Genomic DNA, 16,050 nt, shown 5'->3' on the forward strand with positions numbered 1-16,050 from the left:
GATCGGGATGGTGAGTCCGGTCGACTACGAGAACGCCGCACTGACCGAGCCCGAAGCCGCATAGAGGAGTCCTCCACGATTCCGGGGGAACCACATCTCGTTGATCTTCGGTAACGGTGCGGCAATCTACATGAATCTCGTTGCACTGCGGGAGGACGGCCGCAGCGCACTGGTGTGGTCGGGGCTGATGGTGCCCGCCTATTGGGTCCTGATGAGTATTGCCGCCATCAAGGGCATGTGGCAGATGCTGTTCAATCCGTCGTACTGGGAGAAGACCTTCCACGGACTGTCGGCGGGTGGCGACGACAAGAAGGCCGACGAGCCCGCCGCCCCGAGCGCCGAGCAGGCGACGTGACGGCCCGTCGGCAGGCCATCGGCCTTTTCCTGGTGATCTGGCTGCTCTACCTGGTGATCGGGGTGTGGTTGGCCGCCGATGTGCGGTGGTACTTCGGTGACTCGCTGTCCCGAGTGCAGTCGGCGCAGAGTGTGCTGTTCAGCCGCGACCCCCACCTGTCGGCGATCGGCTTCATCTTCACCCCGCTCACCGTGATCGTGCAGTTGCCGTTGACGGCGCTGACCCCGATCTTCCCGGCGATCACCACCTCGGCGCTGTCGGCGGCGGTGATGTCGTCGGTGTTCATGGCCGGCTCGGTGGTGCAGATCGCCGGTATCGCACGCGACCGCGGGGTGGCGCCGTGGATCACGATCGCGGTCACCGCGAGCTACGCACTCAACCCGATGATCGTGCTGTATGCCGCGAACGGGATGAGTGAGGCCCCGTACCTGTTCTTCCTGACGTGGTGCGGCCGACGCCTCATCCGCTGGATCGACACCGACGACGTGCACGATCTGGTCGCCGCGGGCATCGCGCTGGGGTTCGCCTACCTCACCCGCTACGACGGGGCCGCCGCTGCGTTGGGTGCCGGGATAGTGGTTGCGCTGGTGACCTTTCGGCGCAGCGACACGACAGACCGCATGATGCGGGTGATCCTCGATGTCGCGATCGTCGCGTTGCCGGCGTTCGTCGCCTTCATCGGGTGGGCGTTCACGAGTTGGTTGATCACCGGCGATCTGTTCGCGCAGTTGTCCTCGGCCTACGGCAACGCGGCGATCCTCGAACAATCCGGGGGCAGCGGGTCGTCCACCCCGTGGCAGGCGCTGCGGTTCTCGACGACCGAACTGCTGATCCTGGCACCACTGTTCCCGTTGTTGTTGGCGGTGGTCGCGATCGTGCGATATCGGCGTCAGCGGTTCTACCCGTTGCTGGTGCCGTTGGTCATCATCGGACTGGTCCTGGGTTTCCAGGTGTACAGCTACTCGCAAGGCTCGACGTTTGCGTTCCTGCGTTTCTACCTGACGGTCGTCCCGTTGGCGGCGGTGGTGGCGCTGCTCGCAGTTCCCGCCCGCCGCGCGAACCCCACCCGACGTCCGGGCGCCCACGCCAGCGCGCCACGGATCGTGGTGCGGCGCGGCGCCGGCTACCTGGCGCTGGGGATGTGCGCGGTCATCACCATGGCGATCGCGGTACCGAGCACCGCGGTGGGTATGGGATCGCCGACATATGCGCCGCAGGAGTTCGCGGTCTATTCGCTGGGCGCCCACGAGGATTCGGTGAACCAGGAAGTCCTTGACGGACAGCGGGTGATCCGGTCGTTTCAAACCGAACGGTCCATCGCGCAGTACCTCGATGACTTGGACCTGCCCGACGGCAGCGTGCTGTGCGACACCGTGTACGGCTTCGCGGTCGTCGCCCAGTCGCAGAATCCGAAGCAGTTCGTCATCCCGTCGGATCAGGATTTCACCGAGATCGTCAACGATCCGGCCGCGCACGGGGTGCGATACATGCTGTCGGTACCGCGAAGTGGACGAGGGGAATCCGACGCCCTCAACGTCCGCTTCCCGACGCTCTACGAGAACGGTGCCCAGGTGGGGGTGCTGGTCCTGGAGGCCCGCAACGTCGGCGCGGATCTGCCCGACTGGCGGATCTATCGGGTGACCGGTTCCGGCACGTTGACTAGCAACGGAGTCAGCTGACGGTGTCGGCGATGACCTGCCACGCCGGGTCGCTCGGCCCGATGTCGTAGGTGCACTCGCGCGTTCGGGGATCCGGGACGAACGCCCACAGCAACGCGCCCGCAGTGCCGGCGTCGCGCTGTTGGCCGATCTTGGTGCGCAACCCGCGTGCACGTTCGGCAGGGTCGAGGCAGGACCCGGCGTTCACGCCGATCTCGTTGACCATGATCGGTTTACCGGCCTCGCTGGCCTGTCGGATGCGGGTGGGCAGGTCACTGCCGGACGGCCCGTAGTCGGTGAGATTGCCGCCGTAGTCGTGGAAGTCGAGCACATCGAGCTGCTCGGACCCAGCCACCTGCAGATAGTCCGAGCCCTCGAGCCCGCACTGATCGCCGCCGACGAACCCGGCGAAGATCGGCCGGTTCGGATCGAGTGAGCGCAGCAGTCCGCCCGCGTCGTCGAAGAACGAGCGCAAGATCTCATCGCCGCCGGGCGGACATTCGCGGACCTGCCAGTCGCAGCCCTGCGCGCCGCACACACTTGCTTCGGGTTCGCCCACGAGTTCCCAGCCGGCGATGGTGGGCCGATCCTTCCAGCGAGTCACGGCGGCGCGAACCCAATCGGCAAAGGTCATGCCGCCCAAAGATTTCTGGGTCCGCCAGCCGGCGTCGTACCACGATCGCTGCTTGAACTGGTCGTCCTCGCACTGGCCGGTGCCGCCGGCGAGGACGGGCAACACCATCTGCCGGTGGCGGGTGGCCGCATCGAAGACGGCGTCGAGCGGACCGAAGTCGATCAGCCCACTGTGCTTGTCGACGACGAACATCGAGAACAGGTTGAACCGGGTGAGCGCGTGTGCGGGCAGCTTCGCGAAATAGGCGTCGAGATCGACCTCGGCGCCACAACCCTCGTTGACCGACCAGTCGGTGCCGAGCTGATACGCGTTGAACCCGGTCGGCCACCAGGCCTGGTTGTCCAGCCGCAGCCCGGTGTCGGTGACGGTGACCCGTGTGCTGAAGTCCTCGGTGACGGTCGGCCCCGTCAGCGGGCGACGATCACCGGTGGAGCAGGCGGTGAGGCCGAGAGTCACCACAACGAGCAGGCACATCAGTGCGGCCGATCGTGGACGTCTCACCTTCGCAGGCTACCCGTCGCCGGGCGCGACAGGTGGCTGCCAGCACCGGCTCGGCTAGCCTGCGGGGTATGCAGGCTGACAACATCGTCGGCGCGGGTGCCGCGCTCCTGGCGGCCGTACTACTCGGCGTCACGGCGAGTGGCTGCGCGGGCGCCGACGACGCCGCCCCGGCGCCGGTGACGACCACGAGCACATCGAGTGTGGCCGCAGCGAGTACACCGACGACCACCAGCACCCCAACCCTGCCGCCCCCGTACGTCGACCACGTGACGTGGGTCGAGACCGCGGTCGGCCCGAGCCTGCAGATCGTGCCGACCCCGGCCGGTCGGCGCACCGAGAACCCGACCGGCGACGATATCGCCTGGGCCGAGGTGCTGCGAATGGCGCCCGACGCCGACACCCCGGGTATGCGCGCGCAGTTCGACTGTCACTGGGATTTCGCGCGTCTCGTCGAGCCGGACAAACCGAGTTGGAACATCGAGCCGCAGCGACCGGTGGTCACCGACGACGTGATGATCCAGACTCGATGCAACCCCGGCTTCGCCGAAGAATAGCCCGCGCGTCGTGATGGTCCCGTCCCCGTTGACTGGGCGCCGTTTCCCGTTGACTGGGCAGGCGAGTGAGCTTTACCTCGTGACGAACTGCCGCCGATGGCCGGCCCAGCGGCACACCACGTAGATGACGAACGAGATCGTCGTGACGAACACCGACACCGGTAGCCCGGGAGCGAGCGACAGGATGAGCCCGCCGATCGCGGCCAGTTCGGCGAAGATCACCGACACGATCAGCACGGTCGTCGGATTGGCGGTCAAGCGTGCGGCCGCGGCTGCGGGGGTGATCATCAGCGACATCACCAGCAGCGCGCCGATGATCTGCACACCCTGCGCACATGCCAGACCCATCAACACCGCGAACACCACCGACAACGTGCGGATCGGCACGCCGGAGGCGGCCGCCAACCTCGGGTCGAGCGAGGCGAACAGCAACGGGCGGTAGATGATCGCCATCCCGACGAGCACCACGACGGTGGTGATGGCGATGGCGGTCAACCCGCCGGTGCCCACGCTGACCACCTGCCCGGTGAGCATGGCGAAACCGGTTCGTGCGCTGCCGTAGAGCGCCAGGAACAGCACGGCGAGGCCGAGACCGAACGCCATCACCACACCGATCACCGAATCCCGTTCGCGCGCCCGGTTGCCGAGGAATCCGAAGACGCCGGCGGCGATGACCGCGCCGATCACGCCACCGACGTTGACACTGATACCCAACAACAATGCGGCTGCGGCACCGGTCACCGACAGTTCGCTGACCCCGTGCACGGCAAACGACATCTGCCGGGCCACGATCAGCGGGCCGAGGATGCCGCCGAGCAGACCCAGCAGCGCGATGGCCAGCAATGACTGTTGGACGAAGTCACGACTCAGCAGGTCGGCGGTGGCGCTGAAATCCCAGAACTTGCTGAACTCGATTTCCGCGGCCGCCAACGGTTGTGCGACGGTCATGTGCGCGGGTCTCGCTCTCCGTCGACCACGGCCGACGCGTCGGCGGTTGCGGGGAAGGTGGGCGGGTCGGCGGACTCCTCGCAGTGATGGCCGTCCTCGCCACCGATCACCACCAACCGGCCGTTGACCCGCAACACCTCGACGTCGCTGCCGTACAGGTTCGACAGTGTCGCGGTGGTCATCACCTCGTCGGGTGTACCGATGCGGAACCGGCCGCCCACCAGGTACAGGACCCGGTCGACGTAGGGCAGGATCGGGTTGATCTCGTGCGTGACGAACACGATCGCGGTGTTCGCCGAGCGCCGCCGTTCGTCGATGAGTTCCACCACCCGCTGTTGATTGGTGGGGTCCAGGCTCGACAACGGCTCGTCGCACAACAGCAGCGTCGGGTTCGACGTCAGGCTCTGGGCGACCCGCAGGCGTTGCTGTTCGCCGCCGGAGAGCAGGCCCATCGGGGCGTCGGCGTACGCGGTGGCGCCGACCTCGGCCAGTGCGGCGTCGACGAGTCGACGTCGCCGCGCCCGCCCACGCAGCCCGACACCCCAGCGCGCGCCGTCGACCCCGAATCCCACCAGGTCGCGGCCACGCATCGCCATCGGGTCCGAGTCGTCGGCGTGCTGCTGCGGGATGTAGCCGATCGCGTCGGTCACCTCGAGTCGCCCGGCGTCGAGTTGGTACTGCCCCAGCAGACACCGCAGGAACGACGTCTTGCCCGATCCGTTCGGGCCCAGCACTGCGACGAACTCGCCGGGCGAGATCGTCAGGTCCAGGTCGTCCCACAGCACCCGGGAACCGAACGCCAGCCGCGCCGCGTCAAAGGTGGCGACCGGCGCGTGCGGGTCCGATTCCGCGTTCTGCGCTTGCCGATGATGCGGTGGGGCCATGCGGTCAGTGTGCGGCATGCGATCCGAGCGCGTTGTTCAAGTCCTCGATCTGCGCGGACTGCCACGCGATGTAGTCGGTGGTGCCGTCGGGCAGCGTCTCGGTGAACTCCACCACGGGGACGTCGGACCGTTGTGCGACCGCCAGCACGGCCTCGGTCACCGAGTCCACCGCCTGGGTGTTGTAGATCAGCGCATGCACGGTGCCCGAGGTCAGCAGGTCCTCCATCGCGGCGCGGTCGGCGGCCGACGGGGATTGACCCTCCTCGACGGCCTGGGTGAAACCTGCGGGTGCGGAGTCGGTGAGTCCGGCCTCGGCGAGGAGGTAGCCGGCCAACGGTTCGGTCTGGGCGACCTCGGTGCCGTCGTGATCTGCCTTGATGGTCGCGAGTTGTTCGCGCAGGCCGTCGATCTCGGTGGTGAACTGCTCGGCGTTCGAGCGGAACTCGTCGGCGTTGGCCGGGTCGAGGTCGGCGAGCTGATCGCCCACCTGAGTCGCCACCTCACCGACGACGGCCAGGTCGTAGAAGACGTGTTCGTTGAGCGACGACTCGTCGTGCGCATGGTCGTCGTGGGCGTGGTCCTCGTGGGACTCACCGGATTCTTCGGCCGCGTGTTCCTCGCCGGTGAGCAGTTCGAAGGCGTTCACGGTGGGCACGTCGCCACCGGCGACGGCATCTTCCATGTACTGGTCGTAGTGTCCGCCGTTGATCACCACGAGGTCGGCGTCGGCGACGGTCGCGGTGTCCGCGGCCGACGGTTCGAACTCGTGCGGGTCCCCCTCGTTGTTGGTGTAGAGGGTCGTCACCGTCGCCTTGTCGCCGGCGACCGCCGAGGCGACCGATCCCCAGACATTCGTCGAGGTGACCACGGTCGGCATGCCGTCCGACGACGCGTCGTCGCCGCTCGAACATCCGGCCAGCACCAGGGTGCCGGCGCCGAGCAGTGCGGCCGCAGTGGCCAGGGTTCGCCTCATCGTTCTCCGCCTCACGCAAATGACAATCGTTACCGAAAGAAGTGTAGGCGACGTTGCTGCACCGCTGAAATCGGGTGGGGGCGCGCTCGCCGGGGAGTGGTCACCCGGGCGTCAACACCACCGGCACCACGAACCTGCGTAGCAGCGCCGCTTCCGCGGCCGATTCGGCGGGACTGGTCAACAACGAGACGATCACCCGAACCAGCCAGCGGGCACGCTCGTGCAGGTCGCGCTCATCGGTGTGCGGCGCGACCTCGGCGAGGAATTCGGTGGTGATGCGTTCGATCGCGGGGGAGACCAGCGCCAGCGACGTCGATCGGCCCGCGCTGTCGGGGACGAACCACGCCGACAGCGCCGGGTTGTCCCGCACCCCGCGCACCGCCGTCAGCACGGCGTTCACCAGTCGCGTCGCCGGGTCCGGGGCATCGTGGACGGCCTCGGCGACGGCGGCGCCGAGTTCGGTGGCCGCGCGGTCGACGTAGGCGGCGAGCACCTCGGATTTACCCGGGTAGTAGCGGTACAGGGTCGCCCGCGAGCAGCCGACCGCGGCGGCCAGCCCGCGCATCGTCACCGCCGTCACGCCCTGCTCGACGAACAGTTGCTCGGCGACATCGAGAATTCGACCAGCCGCCAGCTCGGCGCGTTCGGGCGCCAGCCAGTCCGAACGCGCAGCCGTGTGGTCGCTCATCCGGCGATCCCACAGGTGAACGGCACGTAGGTGGGTCGGCGCACGTAGTTGCCCTCGGCCCATTCGATGCCGGCGAGGTCGACGGTGAAGTCCGGGAACCGGGCCAGCAGTTCGGCCAGTGCCACCCGGGCCTGCATGCGGGCGGCGGCCGCGCCGAGGCAGTGATGATTGCCGTGGCTGAACGTCAGGATCCGCCGCGGTCCACGCGTGACATCCAGCATGTCGGCGTCGGCGCCAAAGGCCAGCCGATCGCGGTTGGCCGACCCGTAACAGAGCAACACCTTGCGGCCCGCCGGAATGGTGACCGGGCCGTCCGGGGTGTCGGGATAGGTGACCGCGCGTGTCGTGGTGCGGGCCAGCCCCTGCACCGGCGAGGTGAGGCGCAGCAGTTCGTCGACGGCGCCGCCGATCAGGTCCGGGTCGTCGACGAGACGTCGGCGCTCGTCGCGATGGCGTTCGAGCAGGGCAACGCTGCCGCCGAGCATGCCGGTTGTGGTGTCGTTGCCGCCGGCGACCATGGTGAAGGTGAACGCCAGGATCGACAGCAGGCCGTGTGCGGCATCGTCGGCGAGACCGGCACGCACCAGCTGCGACACCGTGTCGTCGGCCGGGTGCTGCTTGCGGAACTCCACGAGCTCGGTGAAATACGCCGCCATCTCCATCGTCGCCGCCCCGGCGGACTCTGCCGCCGCGGCCATCCCGCCGACCCCCGAGGTCGCGCCGACGATGGCCTGCGTCCAGCCGTCGAAACGGTCCCGGTCCCCTTCGGGCACCCCGAGATAGTGTGCGACGACCATGCTCGGCAGCGGTTTGAACAGCTCGCCGACGATGTCGGCGGGGCCGTCGGTGCGCAGCGTCTCGAGTCGTTCGACGACGAACTCGCGCACCGCCGGTTCCACCTCGATCACCTGCCGCGGGGTGAACCCGCGCGCCACGAGTTTGCGGAATGCGGTGTGCGTCGGCGGGTCCTGCATCACCATCGGCGGATGGTCGGCCATCGCGATGGCATCGAGTTCGCCGTAGGTGACCGTCAGTCCCTGCGCCGACGAGAAAGTGGTGGTGTCGTCGGCGGCGGCCAGGACGTCGGCGTGGCGGGTGAGCACCCAGTAGTCGGCGGCCGGGTCGTCGGGGTGGGCGACGCGATGGACGGGCGAGTGCTCGCGCAGCGCCGCGTACATCGGGAACGGGTCGGCCCACGACTGACCAGAACGCAGGGTGAACCAGGGACCGCCGCCCACCGGCGCCGGTCGCGACACTTCAGTCCTCATGTCGTGATGGTGAGACACAATTGCGTATGTGTCAACCGTCGTCGGTGGTCGGGAAGCTGCGACGGTCGCAGCAGGTGGGATGGGGCGCGGCGTGCACATCCGGCTGTCTTCTCTAGGCTGGAGGGATGAGTAGCCCCTCGATGCCGCGGCGCGTCGCACTCATCTCCGTGCACACCTCCCCGCTGGCGCAGCCGGGAACCGGTGACGCGGGGGGAATGAACGTCTACGTCTGGCAGACAGCCACGCGGATGGCGCAGCGGGGAATCGAGGTGGAGATCTTCACGCGGGCCACCTCGTCGTCGGATGCGCCGCTGGTGACCGCGGCGCCGGGGATCACCGTGCGCAACGTGGTCGCCGGCCCGTTCGAGGGTCTGGACAAACGCGATCTACCGGCGCAGTTGTGTGCGTTCACCGCCGGTGTGCTGCGCGCCGAGGCTATGCACAAACCTGGCTACTACGACCTGATCCACTCCCACTATTGGCTGTCCGGACAGGTCGGGTGGCTGGCGCGCGACCGATGGGGGGTCCCGCTGGTCCACACCGCGCACACCCTCGCGGCGGTGAAGAACGCGTCGTTGGCCAAGGGGGACACCGCCGAACCGATGCTGCGGGTCATCGGCGAGCAGCAGGTCGTCGACGAGGCCGACCGCATGGTGGTCAACACCGATACCGAAGCCGCCGAACTGGTCTCGATGTACAACGCCGACCGCGACCGCATCGACGTGGTCCATCCCGGCGCCGATCTCGGCGTCTACGCGCCGGGGTCACGCGAGCGGGCCCGCGCCGAACTGGGCCTGCGCGACGATGAGACCATCCTGACCTTCGTCGGCCGGATCCAGCCGCTCAAGGCGCCGGATGTGCTGCTCGCGGCCGCTGCGCCGATCATCGAGCGCGCCCGCCGATCGGGCCGTCGGGTGCGGGTACTGATCGTCGGCGGGCCGTCGGGGAGCGGGCTGGATCGTCCGACGGCGCTGATGGATCTGGCCGGCGACCTCGGCATCGGGTCCGAAGTGAGTTTCCTTCCGCCGCAGCCGTCGCCGCAGCTGGCCCAGATCTATCGGGCGTCGGACCTGGTTGCGGTGCCGAGTTACTCGGAGAGCTTCGGTCTGGTCGCCGTGGAGGCGCAGGCCTGTGGGACGCCGGTGGTGGCCGCCGACGTGGGCGGTCTGAACGTGGCCGTGGCCGACGGGCATTCGGGCCTGCTCGTCGACGGCCACGATGTCGAGGAATGGACCGCGGCCATCGAGGGACTGTTGGCCACCCCCGATCGGCTCGCCGCGATGCGTCGCAACGCCCGACCACACGCCGAACAGTTTTCCTGGGAGCACACCGCCGACGACCTGCTGGCGTCCTACTCGGCCGCGATGGCATCGTTCGCCGCGCGCAATCCCGGGTCCATCGGGGCGGCGTCGGCACGCCGCGCGGCCCGTCGGTGGCGTCGTGTTCGGCCGAAAGTTTCCGTGGGGCAGTGAGTCTCGCGAGCGGTTGAGTCGTCGGATGAGTGCAGGGAAGTGATCGTGTGAACCAGGCCGAAATCGTCGACCTACTCGGATCGACGTTGACCGAACGGGACATCGAGTTCAGCCGCCGGGATGCCGGTGGCGCCCAGGCCGAGCATTTCGTCATCGAACTGCCCGGCGAACGCAAGCTGACCACGACGGTGCTGCTCACCGCGGGGCCGCACGGGGTGCGCGTGGAGGCCTTCGTCTGCCGGCGGCCGGATGAGAATCATGAGCAGGTGTATCGCTATCTGCTGCGACGCAACCGCCGGCTCTACGGCGTCGCGTACACCATCGACAACACCGGCGACATCTATCTGGTCGGTCGGATCTCCGGCGATGCGTTGGGCGCCGACGAGATCGACCGCGTGCTGGGCCAGGTCCTCGAGGCCGCCGACGGTGACTTCAACACGTTGCTCGAGATCGGCTTCCTGACCTCCATTCAGCGGGAATGGGCGTGGCGGGTGTCGCGCGGGGAGTCGCTGCGCAACCTGCTCGCCTTCGAGCACCTCATCGACAAGGATGCGTTGCCCGAACCGGGAGAGCCGCTGGCCGGCCGCTATGTGCCCGGCGAGACCACCGCGGCCGACGCGGCGGCGCAACGCTCCGGTGACCAGTTCGCCGACGACGCGGACTGACCCGCCGGGGGCGTGATGGTGGTCCGCATCACACCCGCCGACTCGCTCGTCGTAGAGTTGTGCCGTGCTGATCGCCCGACTGTGCCATATCGGGCGAATCGGGCACGCATCTCACTGATGTGACAATGAATGTTGTTACGATTGCGGTCCGGTGTTCCCCAACGGAGGTGTTATGAGCTTCACGAGTCCTTTCCCCGATGTCGAGATCCCGAACCAGACGGTCTACGACTTCCTGTTCGGATCGATCAGCGACGACGACATGAATCGGGTTGCGCTGGTGGATCCGAAATCGGGGGACGAGACGACGTATGCCCGGCTGATCGGCCAGATCCATGCCGCAGCCGGTGCGTTGTGGGCGAAGGGCATCGGCGTCGGCGACGTGGTGGGCATCCTGTCGCCCAACATTCCGGCGTTCGCGACGGTCTTCCACGGCATCCTGCGTGCGGGCGGCACGGCGACGACGATCAACGCGTTGTTCACCGCGCCGGAGATCGCCAAGCAGCTCACCGATTCGAAGGCGAAGATGCTCGTCACCGTGTCGCCGCTGGCCGACCAGGCCAAGGCCGCGGCCAAGGAGGTGGGGATCTCCGACGAGAACCTGATCATCCTGGACGGTGCGGGGCTCAAGGAGACCGGGCACCCCAACGCCGTCGACCTGCTCGCGCCCAATCTTCCGGCCCCCGAGGTCGCCATCGACCCGGCCACCCACGTGGCGGCGCTGCCGTACAGCTCCGGCACCACCGGCAACCCCAAGGGGGTGGCGCTGACGCACCGCAACTTGGTCGCCAACGTCGCGCAGATCAAACCGCTGCAGGGGATGACCGCCGACGACGTGGTGATCGCGGTGCTGCCGTTCTTCCACATCTACGGCATGACAGTGCTGCTCAACGCCGCGCTCTACAACCGTGGTCGGCTGGTCATCATGCCGAGGTTCGACCTCGTGGAGTTCCTGGAGAACATCCAGAACTTCAAGGTCACCACCGCCTACATCGCGCCTCCGGTGGCCGTCGCGTTGGCCAAACACCCGATCGTCGACAGTTACGATCTGTCGTCGCTGACGGTGATGATGTCGGGGGCCGCGCCGCTCGACGACGAACTCGGCAAGGCCGTCGCCAAGCGGCTCGACCTGCACATGCTGCAGGGCTACGGCATGAGCGAGCTCTCCCCGGTGAGTCACCTGATCCCCATCGACACGAAGGCGGCACTCGGCTACGACGAGCCGCCGCTCTCGTCGACCGGATGGGCCATCCCCAACACCGAGAACAAGATCGTCGACCCGGCCACCGGTGACGAGATCGGCCTGCCGACCGAGGGACTCTCGGAGCCAGGCGAGCTGTGGGTCAAGGGGCCCAACGTGATGCTCGGCTACCTGGGCAACGAGCAGGCCACCGCCGACACCATCGACGCCGACGGGTACCTGCACACCGGCGACCTCGCGCAGGTAGACCCGACCGGTTGTGTCTACATCGTCGACCGGCTCAAGGAGCTCATCAAGTACAAGGGCTACCAGGTGCCGCCCGCCGAGCTCGAGGCGCTGCTGCTGACCCATCCCCAGATCGCCGATACCGCGGTCATCGGCGTGGTCGACGACGAGGGCGAGGAGATCCCGAAGGCCTTCGTGGTCGCCCAGGCCGGTGCGGAGCTGAGTGCCGACGACGTGATCGAGTTCGTCGCAGCAAAGGTGGCCCCGCACAAGAAGGTTCGCGCCGTCGAGTTCATCGAGGCGATCCCGAAGTCGGCCTCGGGCAAGATCCTGCGGAAGGACCTACGCAAGTAGGCTTGCGCACCCAGCGTGCCCAGCACGGAGGTTGAGTGGGCGCTGTTTTTCGTTGAGTGGGCGCGGCGATCTGCCTAACGCGCGGTTCGACCCCAACTTCCGCGCCCACTCAACGAAAAACAGCGCCCACTCAACGCGAAAGGCTGTCAAACGCGACCCACTCGTAACTGTCAGCCCACATCCTCCAGGTGCGCCTCACCGACCGGGTGGCGGCGATGCCACCAGTAGGTCAGCGCCCACAGGATCACGCCGAGCAGCAGTAGCCAGCCGGCGATCACGTATTGCTCGTTGTCGGCGCGCGCGAACGGCAGGGTCAGTGCCCCCGACGTCACGGCGCCGAGGACGGCGAACACGACGTTGGTCTGGAAGTGTTTGTGTTCCACCTTGTCTCGCCGCAAGACCAGGACCGCGATGTTGACGACGGTGAACACGGCGAGCAGCAGCAGCGCGGTGGTGCCGCCGAGGAGGCCGACGACGTTGCTGTCGGGGTCGGCGCTGACGTAGACCAGCAGGCACAGCGCGATGACGGTGGTGAAGATGATGGCGGCGAACGGGGTGCGGCGGCCGGGGTGCACGTAGGACAGGAACCGGGGCAGCACGCCCTGTTTGGCCATGCCGTAGAGCAGCCGGCTGGCCATCATCATGTTGATCAGGGCCGTGTTGGCGACGGCGAACATCGAGATCCAGGGCAGCAGCTCGGTCATCGGGAAGTCGGGCGCCGCCGCCTCCACCACCTGAACGAGCGGGGTGTCGCTCTCGGCGAGGTCGCCGACCGGAACGATGGCGACCGCCGCGATCGCGATGAGCACGTAGACCACCGCGGTGATCCCCAACCCGGTCAGCATCACCTTGGGGAAGATGCGGGTCGGTTCCTTGCATTCCTCGGCCATGTTCACCGAGTCCTCGAAACCCACCAGGGCGAAGAACGCCAACGCGGTCGCCGCGGACACGGCGATGAAGGCATTCTTGTCGGCTGCGGTTTCGAACGCGATCACCGCATCCCAGTGTTCGGCATTGCCGCCGATGATGAACCAGTAGCCGATGAAGATCACCAACAGCAGGCCGGACAGTTCCACCAGGGTCAGGACGACATTGGTGCCGACGCCCTCCGCGACACCGCGGAAGTTGATGAACATCACCAGCAGTAGGAAGCCGATCGCGAAGAACAGCAGGGCGGGGTTGGTCGAGTCGGGTTCGTCACCTCCGCTGAATGCGGTCAACATGTTGGCGGCGAAGGCGCGCGAGGCCGTCGTCGCCGAGGTGATTCCTGAACACATCACCGTGAACAGCACGATGAAGGTCAGGAAGTGCACGCCAAAGGCCTTGTGCACATACAGTGCGGCACCGGCCGCCTGCGGATACTTGGTGACCAGCTCGAGATAGGAAAATGCGGTCAGCGTGGCCACGGCGAAGGCGATCAGGAACGGCAGCCACGCGGCGCCACCGACCTCGCCGGCCACCTGCCCGGTGAGGGCATACACACCGGTTCCGAGAATGTCGCCGATGATGAAGAGCAGCAGGAGCTTCCAGCCGAGGACGCGTTTGAGTTGGGGTTCTTGGGGTGTGGCGGCGCCGGTCGCGCCGGAATCCGCGCTGACGGTCATGAGTGTGAAGCTAGACCCGTTTGGTCGGGTTCGCGCGTTTTCGCCCTGTCGGTGACCGGATCGATGCCGGGGCGTGCTCGGGCACACTGGTCCGATGAGAGACGTGCGGACGATGATTCTGCTCGGTGCCCTGTTGGCCACCACCGGACTCACTGTGGTGCTCGGCGTCACCGATCCGGCCGAGCCGCAGTTTTACCCGACGCGATTCCTCGTCTGGAACCTCTTCTTGGCGTGGATTCCGATGGTTTTCGCCGTCGGGTTCGTCACGGTTCGTCGTCGCGGGTGGCTGATCCTCCTCGGTGTCGGCTGGCTGGCGTTCCTGCCGAACGCGCCCTACCTGGTCACCGACCTGGTTCACCTCGGTGATGGCGTCGACTTGTGGCGCCACGTGCTGCAATACGGGTTCGCCGCCTGGACCGGGATCATGCTCGGTGTGGTGTCGATGCTGCTTGTGCATCGGCGCGTGGAGCACGACCACGGCCGGCTCGCGGGTTGGGCGGTTGTCACGGTCTCGGTGGCGTTGTGCGCCGTGGGAATCGTCATCGGCCGCTTTCAGCGATGGAACTCGTGGGATTTGGTGACCAGGCCTGATGCGGTGGTCGCGTCGACCCTGGAGTGGGTGCGGTCGCCCTTCGCGGAGGTGGCGTCTACTGGTGTGGCGGCGGCCGTGGCGGCCTTCTTCGGGCTCGCGTACGCGACCGTCTGGTCGATGGGCTCGGCCGGGGATTTCGCGCGCCGGCCGAGCAGGTGACCAACGGGCGATTGTGCGAAACTCTTTCCCATGACCAACGGCACCTTGATCCTGATGCGGCACGGCGAGAGCGAATGGAACGCCTCCAACCAGTTCACCGGGTGGGTCGATGTGGCGCTCACCGAGAAGGGTGAGGCCGAAGCCGTTCGTGCCGGGGAGCTCCTCGTCGAGCACGACGTGCTGCCCGACATCCTCTACACCTCGCTGCTGCGTCGTGCGATCCAGACCGCGCAGATCGCTCTCGACAAGGCCGACCGGCACTGGATTCCGGTCACCCGCGACTGGCGGCTCAACGAGCGCCACTACGGCAAGCTACAGGGGCTCAACAAGGCCGAGATCAAGGAGGAGTTCGGCGACGAGCAGTTCATGCTGTGGCGCCGCAGCTACGACACCCCGCCGCCGCCGATCGACCCGGCCGCCGAATACAGCCAGACCGGCGATGCCCGCTACGCCGACCTTGCCGAAGTTCCGCTCACCGAATGCCTCAAGGACGTCGTGGAGCGAATGGTCCCGTACTTCACCGAGACCATCGCCGCCGACATCAAGGCCGGCAAGACGGTGCTGATCGCCGCCCACGGCAACTCGCTGCGCGCTCTGGTCAAATACCTCGACGACATCTCCGACGCCGATATCGCCGGGCTCAACATCCCCACCGGCAACCCGCTGCGCTACGACCTCGACGAGAATCTGAAGCCGCTGAACCCGGGTGGCACCTACCTCGACCCGGAGGCCGCGGCCGCCGGTGCCGCGGCGGTCGCCGCGCAAGGCCAGAAGTAGCGACGTCCGCGCTCGGCACCGCGGCCGCGGGCGGCCGCCCACCTGGTTCACCGGCGATGTGATCGTCTGCGCGGTCCGGACCGTCCCGGCGGGGCGGCCAAATCGTCGCTGTAGTCAAATCGTCATGGTGGGAATCGTGTGACTCGCGCTACATTGGATGCCATGGCGAATGTCGGGAGTCTGACGATCAATCATTCCCCTGCTCAGGAGCGTTACGAGGCTGTCTTGAGTGCGGATACCAACACAGCTGCGGCGGAATCCGGGGATTACGCCTCCGATGTGGACCAGGTGGTCGGCTATCTCGACTACGTCTCAGAGCCCTATCAGGTCGTGTTGACCCACACCGTGATCCACGAGCAGTACAGCGGACACGGCTACGCGGGCGAACTGGTCCGGGTGGTGCTCGACGACATCCGGGACGCGGGTAAGCAGGTGGTCCCCGTCTGTTCCTACGTCCAGCGATTCATCAGTCAACACCCGGAGTACGCCGATATGGCGGTGCCGGTACCGCAGTGACCTGCGGCCCGACGCGAGGTTAGCC

Annotated in this window: 15 protein-coding genes and 1 pseudogene; 9 read left to right on the top strand and 7 right to left on the bottom strand. The window is 67.2% G+C overall.

Features of this window, described 5'->3' with window-relative positions; translation table 11 throughout:
• Positions 1–94 precede the first annotated feature (94 nt).
• Positions 95–355 (top strand): annotated as a pseudogene (locus ACIGKQ_RS19770) (N-acetylglucosaminyltransferase); the annotation flags it as partial.
• Entirely contained in the window at positions 352–2,034 is a 1,683-nt protein-coding gene (locus ACIGKQ_RS19775) for an ArnT family glycosyltransferase (protein WP_396574716.1), read from the top strand. The pseudogene ACIGKQ_RS19770 and the gene ACIGKQ_RS19775, both read left to right, overlap by 4 nt.
• On the opposite strand, the gene ACIGKQ_RS19780 is transcribed toward ACIGKQ_RS19775, so the two are convergent.
• Positions 2,027–3,148, bottom strand: coding sequence for a beta-mannosidase (locus ACIGKQ_RS19780; RefSeq protein ID WP_396574717.1), 1,122 nt, complete (start codon positions 3,146–3,148; stop codon positions 2,027–2,029). The two genes, ACIGKQ_RS19775 and ACIGKQ_RS19780, sit on opposite strands and share 8 nt — an antisense overlap.
• A 68-nt stretch (positions 3,149–3,216) precedes the next feature.
• Here ACIGKQ_RS19780 and ACIGKQ_RS19785 point away from each other — a divergent pair, with 68 nt between their 5' ends.
• A complete protein-coding gene (locus ACIGKQ_RS19785) occupies positions 3,217–3,702 on the top strand; it encodes a DUF2599 domain-containing protein (RefSeq protein WP_266060056.1) in 486 nt (161 codons plus the stop codon).
• A gap of 72 nt (positions 3,703–3,774) precedes the next feature.
• On the opposite strand, the gene ACIGKQ_RS19790 is transcribed toward ACIGKQ_RS19785, so the two are convergent.
• The 5 genes from ACIGKQ_RS19790 to ACIGKQ_RS19810 form a co-directional block, all read right to left on the bottom strand.
• Complete coding sequence (locus tag ACIGKQ_RS19790; protein WP_396574718.1) at positions 3,775–4,650, bottom strand: metal ABC transporter permease; 876 nt, start codon at positions 4,648–4,650, stop codon at positions 3,775–3,777.
• A complete protein-coding gene (locus ACIGKQ_RS19795) occupies positions 4,647–5,534 on the bottom strand; it encodes a metal ABC transporter ATP-binding protein (protein WP_396574719.1) in 888 nt (295 codons plus the stop codon). The genes ACIGKQ_RS19790 and ACIGKQ_RS19795 overlap by 4 nt, the downstream gene beginning before the upstream one ends.
• A 4-nt stretch (positions 5,535–5,538) precedes the next feature.
• Positions 5,539–6,507, bottom strand: a complete 969-nt coding sequence (locus ACIGKQ_RS19800) for a metal ABC transporter solute-binding protein, Zn/Mn family (protein WP_396574720.1) — start codon at positions 6,505–6,507, stop codon at positions 5,539–5,541.
• Positions 6,508–6,607: 100 nt separating this feature from the next.
• The gene (locus tag ACIGKQ_RS19805) at positions 6,608–7,195 is read right to left on the bottom strand and encodes a TetR/AcrR family transcriptional regulator (protein WP_396574721.1); all 588 of its coding nucleotides are present in this window, start codon (positions 7,193–7,195) and stop codon (positions 6,608–6,610) included.
• Entirely contained in the window at positions 7,192–8,463 is a 1,272-nt protein-coding gene (locus ACIGKQ_RS19810; protein WP_396574722.1) for a cytochrome P450, read from the bottom strand. The genes ACIGKQ_RS19805 and ACIGKQ_RS19810 overlap by 4 nt, the downstream gene beginning before the upstream one ends.
• A 125-nt stretch (positions 8,464–8,588) precedes the next feature.
• Between ACIGKQ_RS19810 and mshA the strand changes: the two genes are divergently transcribed.
• From mshA to ACIGKQ_RS19825, 3 genes are all read left to right on the top strand, one after another.
• Positions 8,589–9,935, top strand: coding sequence for a D-inositol-3-phosphate glycosyltransferase (gene mshA, locus ACIGKQ_RS19815; RefSeq protein ID WP_396574723.1), 1,347 nt, complete (start codon positions 8,589–8,591; stop codon positions 9,933–9,935).
• A 47-nt stretch (positions 9,936–9,982) separates the two neighbouring features.
• A complete protein-coding gene (locus ACIGKQ_RS19820; RefSeq protein WP_396574724.1) occupies positions 9,983–10,600 on the top strand; it encodes a YbjN domain-containing protein in 618 nt (205 codons plus the stop codon).
• A gap of 172 nt (positions 10,601–10,772) precedes the next feature.
• Complete coding sequence (locus ACIGKQ_RS19825) at positions 10,773–12,377, top strand: 4-coumarate--CoA ligase family protein (protein ID WP_235724124.1); 1,605 nt, start codon at positions 10,773–10,775, stop codon at positions 12,375–12,377.
• 170 nt (positions 12,378–12,547) lie between these two features.
• Here ACIGKQ_RS19825 and ACIGKQ_RS19830 read toward each other — a convergent pair whose 3' ends face one another.
• Complete coding sequence (locus ACIGKQ_RS19830) at positions 12,548–13,981, bottom strand: APC family permease (RefSeq protein ID WP_235724123.1); 1,434 nt, start codon at positions 13,979–13,981, stop codon at positions 12,548–12,550.
• 94 nt (positions 13,982–14,075) lie between these two features.
• On the opposite strand from ACIGKQ_RS19830, the gene ACIGKQ_RS19835 reads away from it, so the two are divergent.
• From ACIGKQ_RS19835 to ACIGKQ_RS19845, 3 genes are all read left to right on the top strand, one after another.
• Positions 14,076–14,732: a DUF1361 domain-containing protein gene (locus ACIGKQ_RS19835; RefSeq protein WP_396574725.1), complete on the top strand. Its 657-nt coding sequence runs from the start codon at positions 14,076–14,078 to the stop codon at positions 14,730–14,732.
• Between the two features lie 30 nt (positions 14,733–14,762).
• Complete coding sequence (locus ACIGKQ_RS19840; protein WP_235724121.1) at positions 14,763–15,509, top strand: phosphoglyceromutase; 747 nt, start codon at positions 14,763–14,765, stop codon at positions 15,507–15,509.
• Positions 15,510–15,671: 162 nt separating this feature from the next.
• Complete coding sequence (locus ACIGKQ_RS19845; protein WP_396574726.1) at positions 15,672–16,025, top strand: GNAT family N-acetyltransferase; 354 nt, start codon at positions 15,672–15,674, stop codon at positions 16,023–16,025.
• Positions 16,026–16,050 lie beyond the last annotated feature (25 nt).

Source organism: Gordonia sp. NPDC062954, from assembly GCF_044543825.1.
In the GTDB taxonomy this organism is placed as follows: Bacteria; Actinomycetota; Actinomycetes; order Mycobacteriales; family Mycobacteriaceae; genus Gordonia; species Gordonia tangerina.

What these genes read in the sequence shown, in the direction of transcription:
- ACIGKQ_RS19785 (WP_266060056.1), top strand. Translation starts at nt 3,217, where the DNA reads ATGCAGGCTGACAACATCGTCGGCGCGGGTGCCGCGCTCCTGGCGGCC.
- ACIGKQ_RS19790 (WP_396574718.1), bottom strand. Translation starts at nt 4,650, where the DNA reads ATGACCGTCGCACAACCGTTGGCGGCCGCGGAAATCGAGTTCAGCAAG.
- ACIGKQ_RS19795 (WP_396574719.1), bottom strand. Translation starts at nt 5,534, where the DNA reads ATGGCCCCACCGCATCATCGGCAAGCGCAGAACGCGGAATCGGACCCG.
- ACIGKQ_RS19800 (WP_396574720.1), bottom strand. Translation starts at nt 6,507, where the DNA reads ATGAGGCGAACCCTGGCCACTGCGGCCGCACTGCTCGGCGCCGGCACC.
- ACIGKQ_RS19805 (WP_396574721.1), bottom strand. Translation starts at nt 7,195, where the DNA reads ATGAGCGACCACACGGCTGCGCGTTCGGACTGGCTGGCGCCCGAACGC.
- ACIGKQ_RS19810 (WP_396574722.1), bottom strand. Translation starts at nt 8,463, where the DNA reads ATGAGGACTGAAGTGTCGCGACCGGCGCCGGTGGGCGGCGGTCCCTGG.
- mshA (WP_396574723.1), top strand. Translation starts at nt 8,589, where the DNA reads ATGAGTAGCCCCTCGATGCCGCGGCGCGTCGCACTCATCTCCGTGCAC.
- ACIGKQ_RS19825 (WP_235724124.1), top strand. Translation starts at nt 10,773, where the DNA reads ATGAGCTTCACGAGTCCTTTCCCCGATGTCGAGATCCCGAACCAGACG.
- ACIGKQ_RS19830 (WP_235724123.1), bottom strand. Translation starts at nt 13,981, where the DNA reads ATGACCGTCAGCGCGGATTCCGGCGCGACCGGCGCCGCCACACCCCAA.
- ACIGKQ_RS19835 (WP_396574725.1), top strand. Translation starts at nt 14,076, where the DNA reads ATGAGAGACGTGCGGACGATGATTCTGCTCGGTGCCCTGTTGGCCACC.
- ACIGKQ_RS19840 (WP_235724121.1), top strand. Translation starts at nt 14,763, where the DNA reads ATGACCAACGGCACCTTGATCCTGATGCGGCACGGCGAGAGCGAATGG.
- ACIGKQ_RS19845 (WP_396574726.1), top strand. Translation starts at nt 15,672, where the DNA reads ATGGCGAATGTCGGGAGTCTGACGATCAATCATTCCCCTGCTCAGGAG.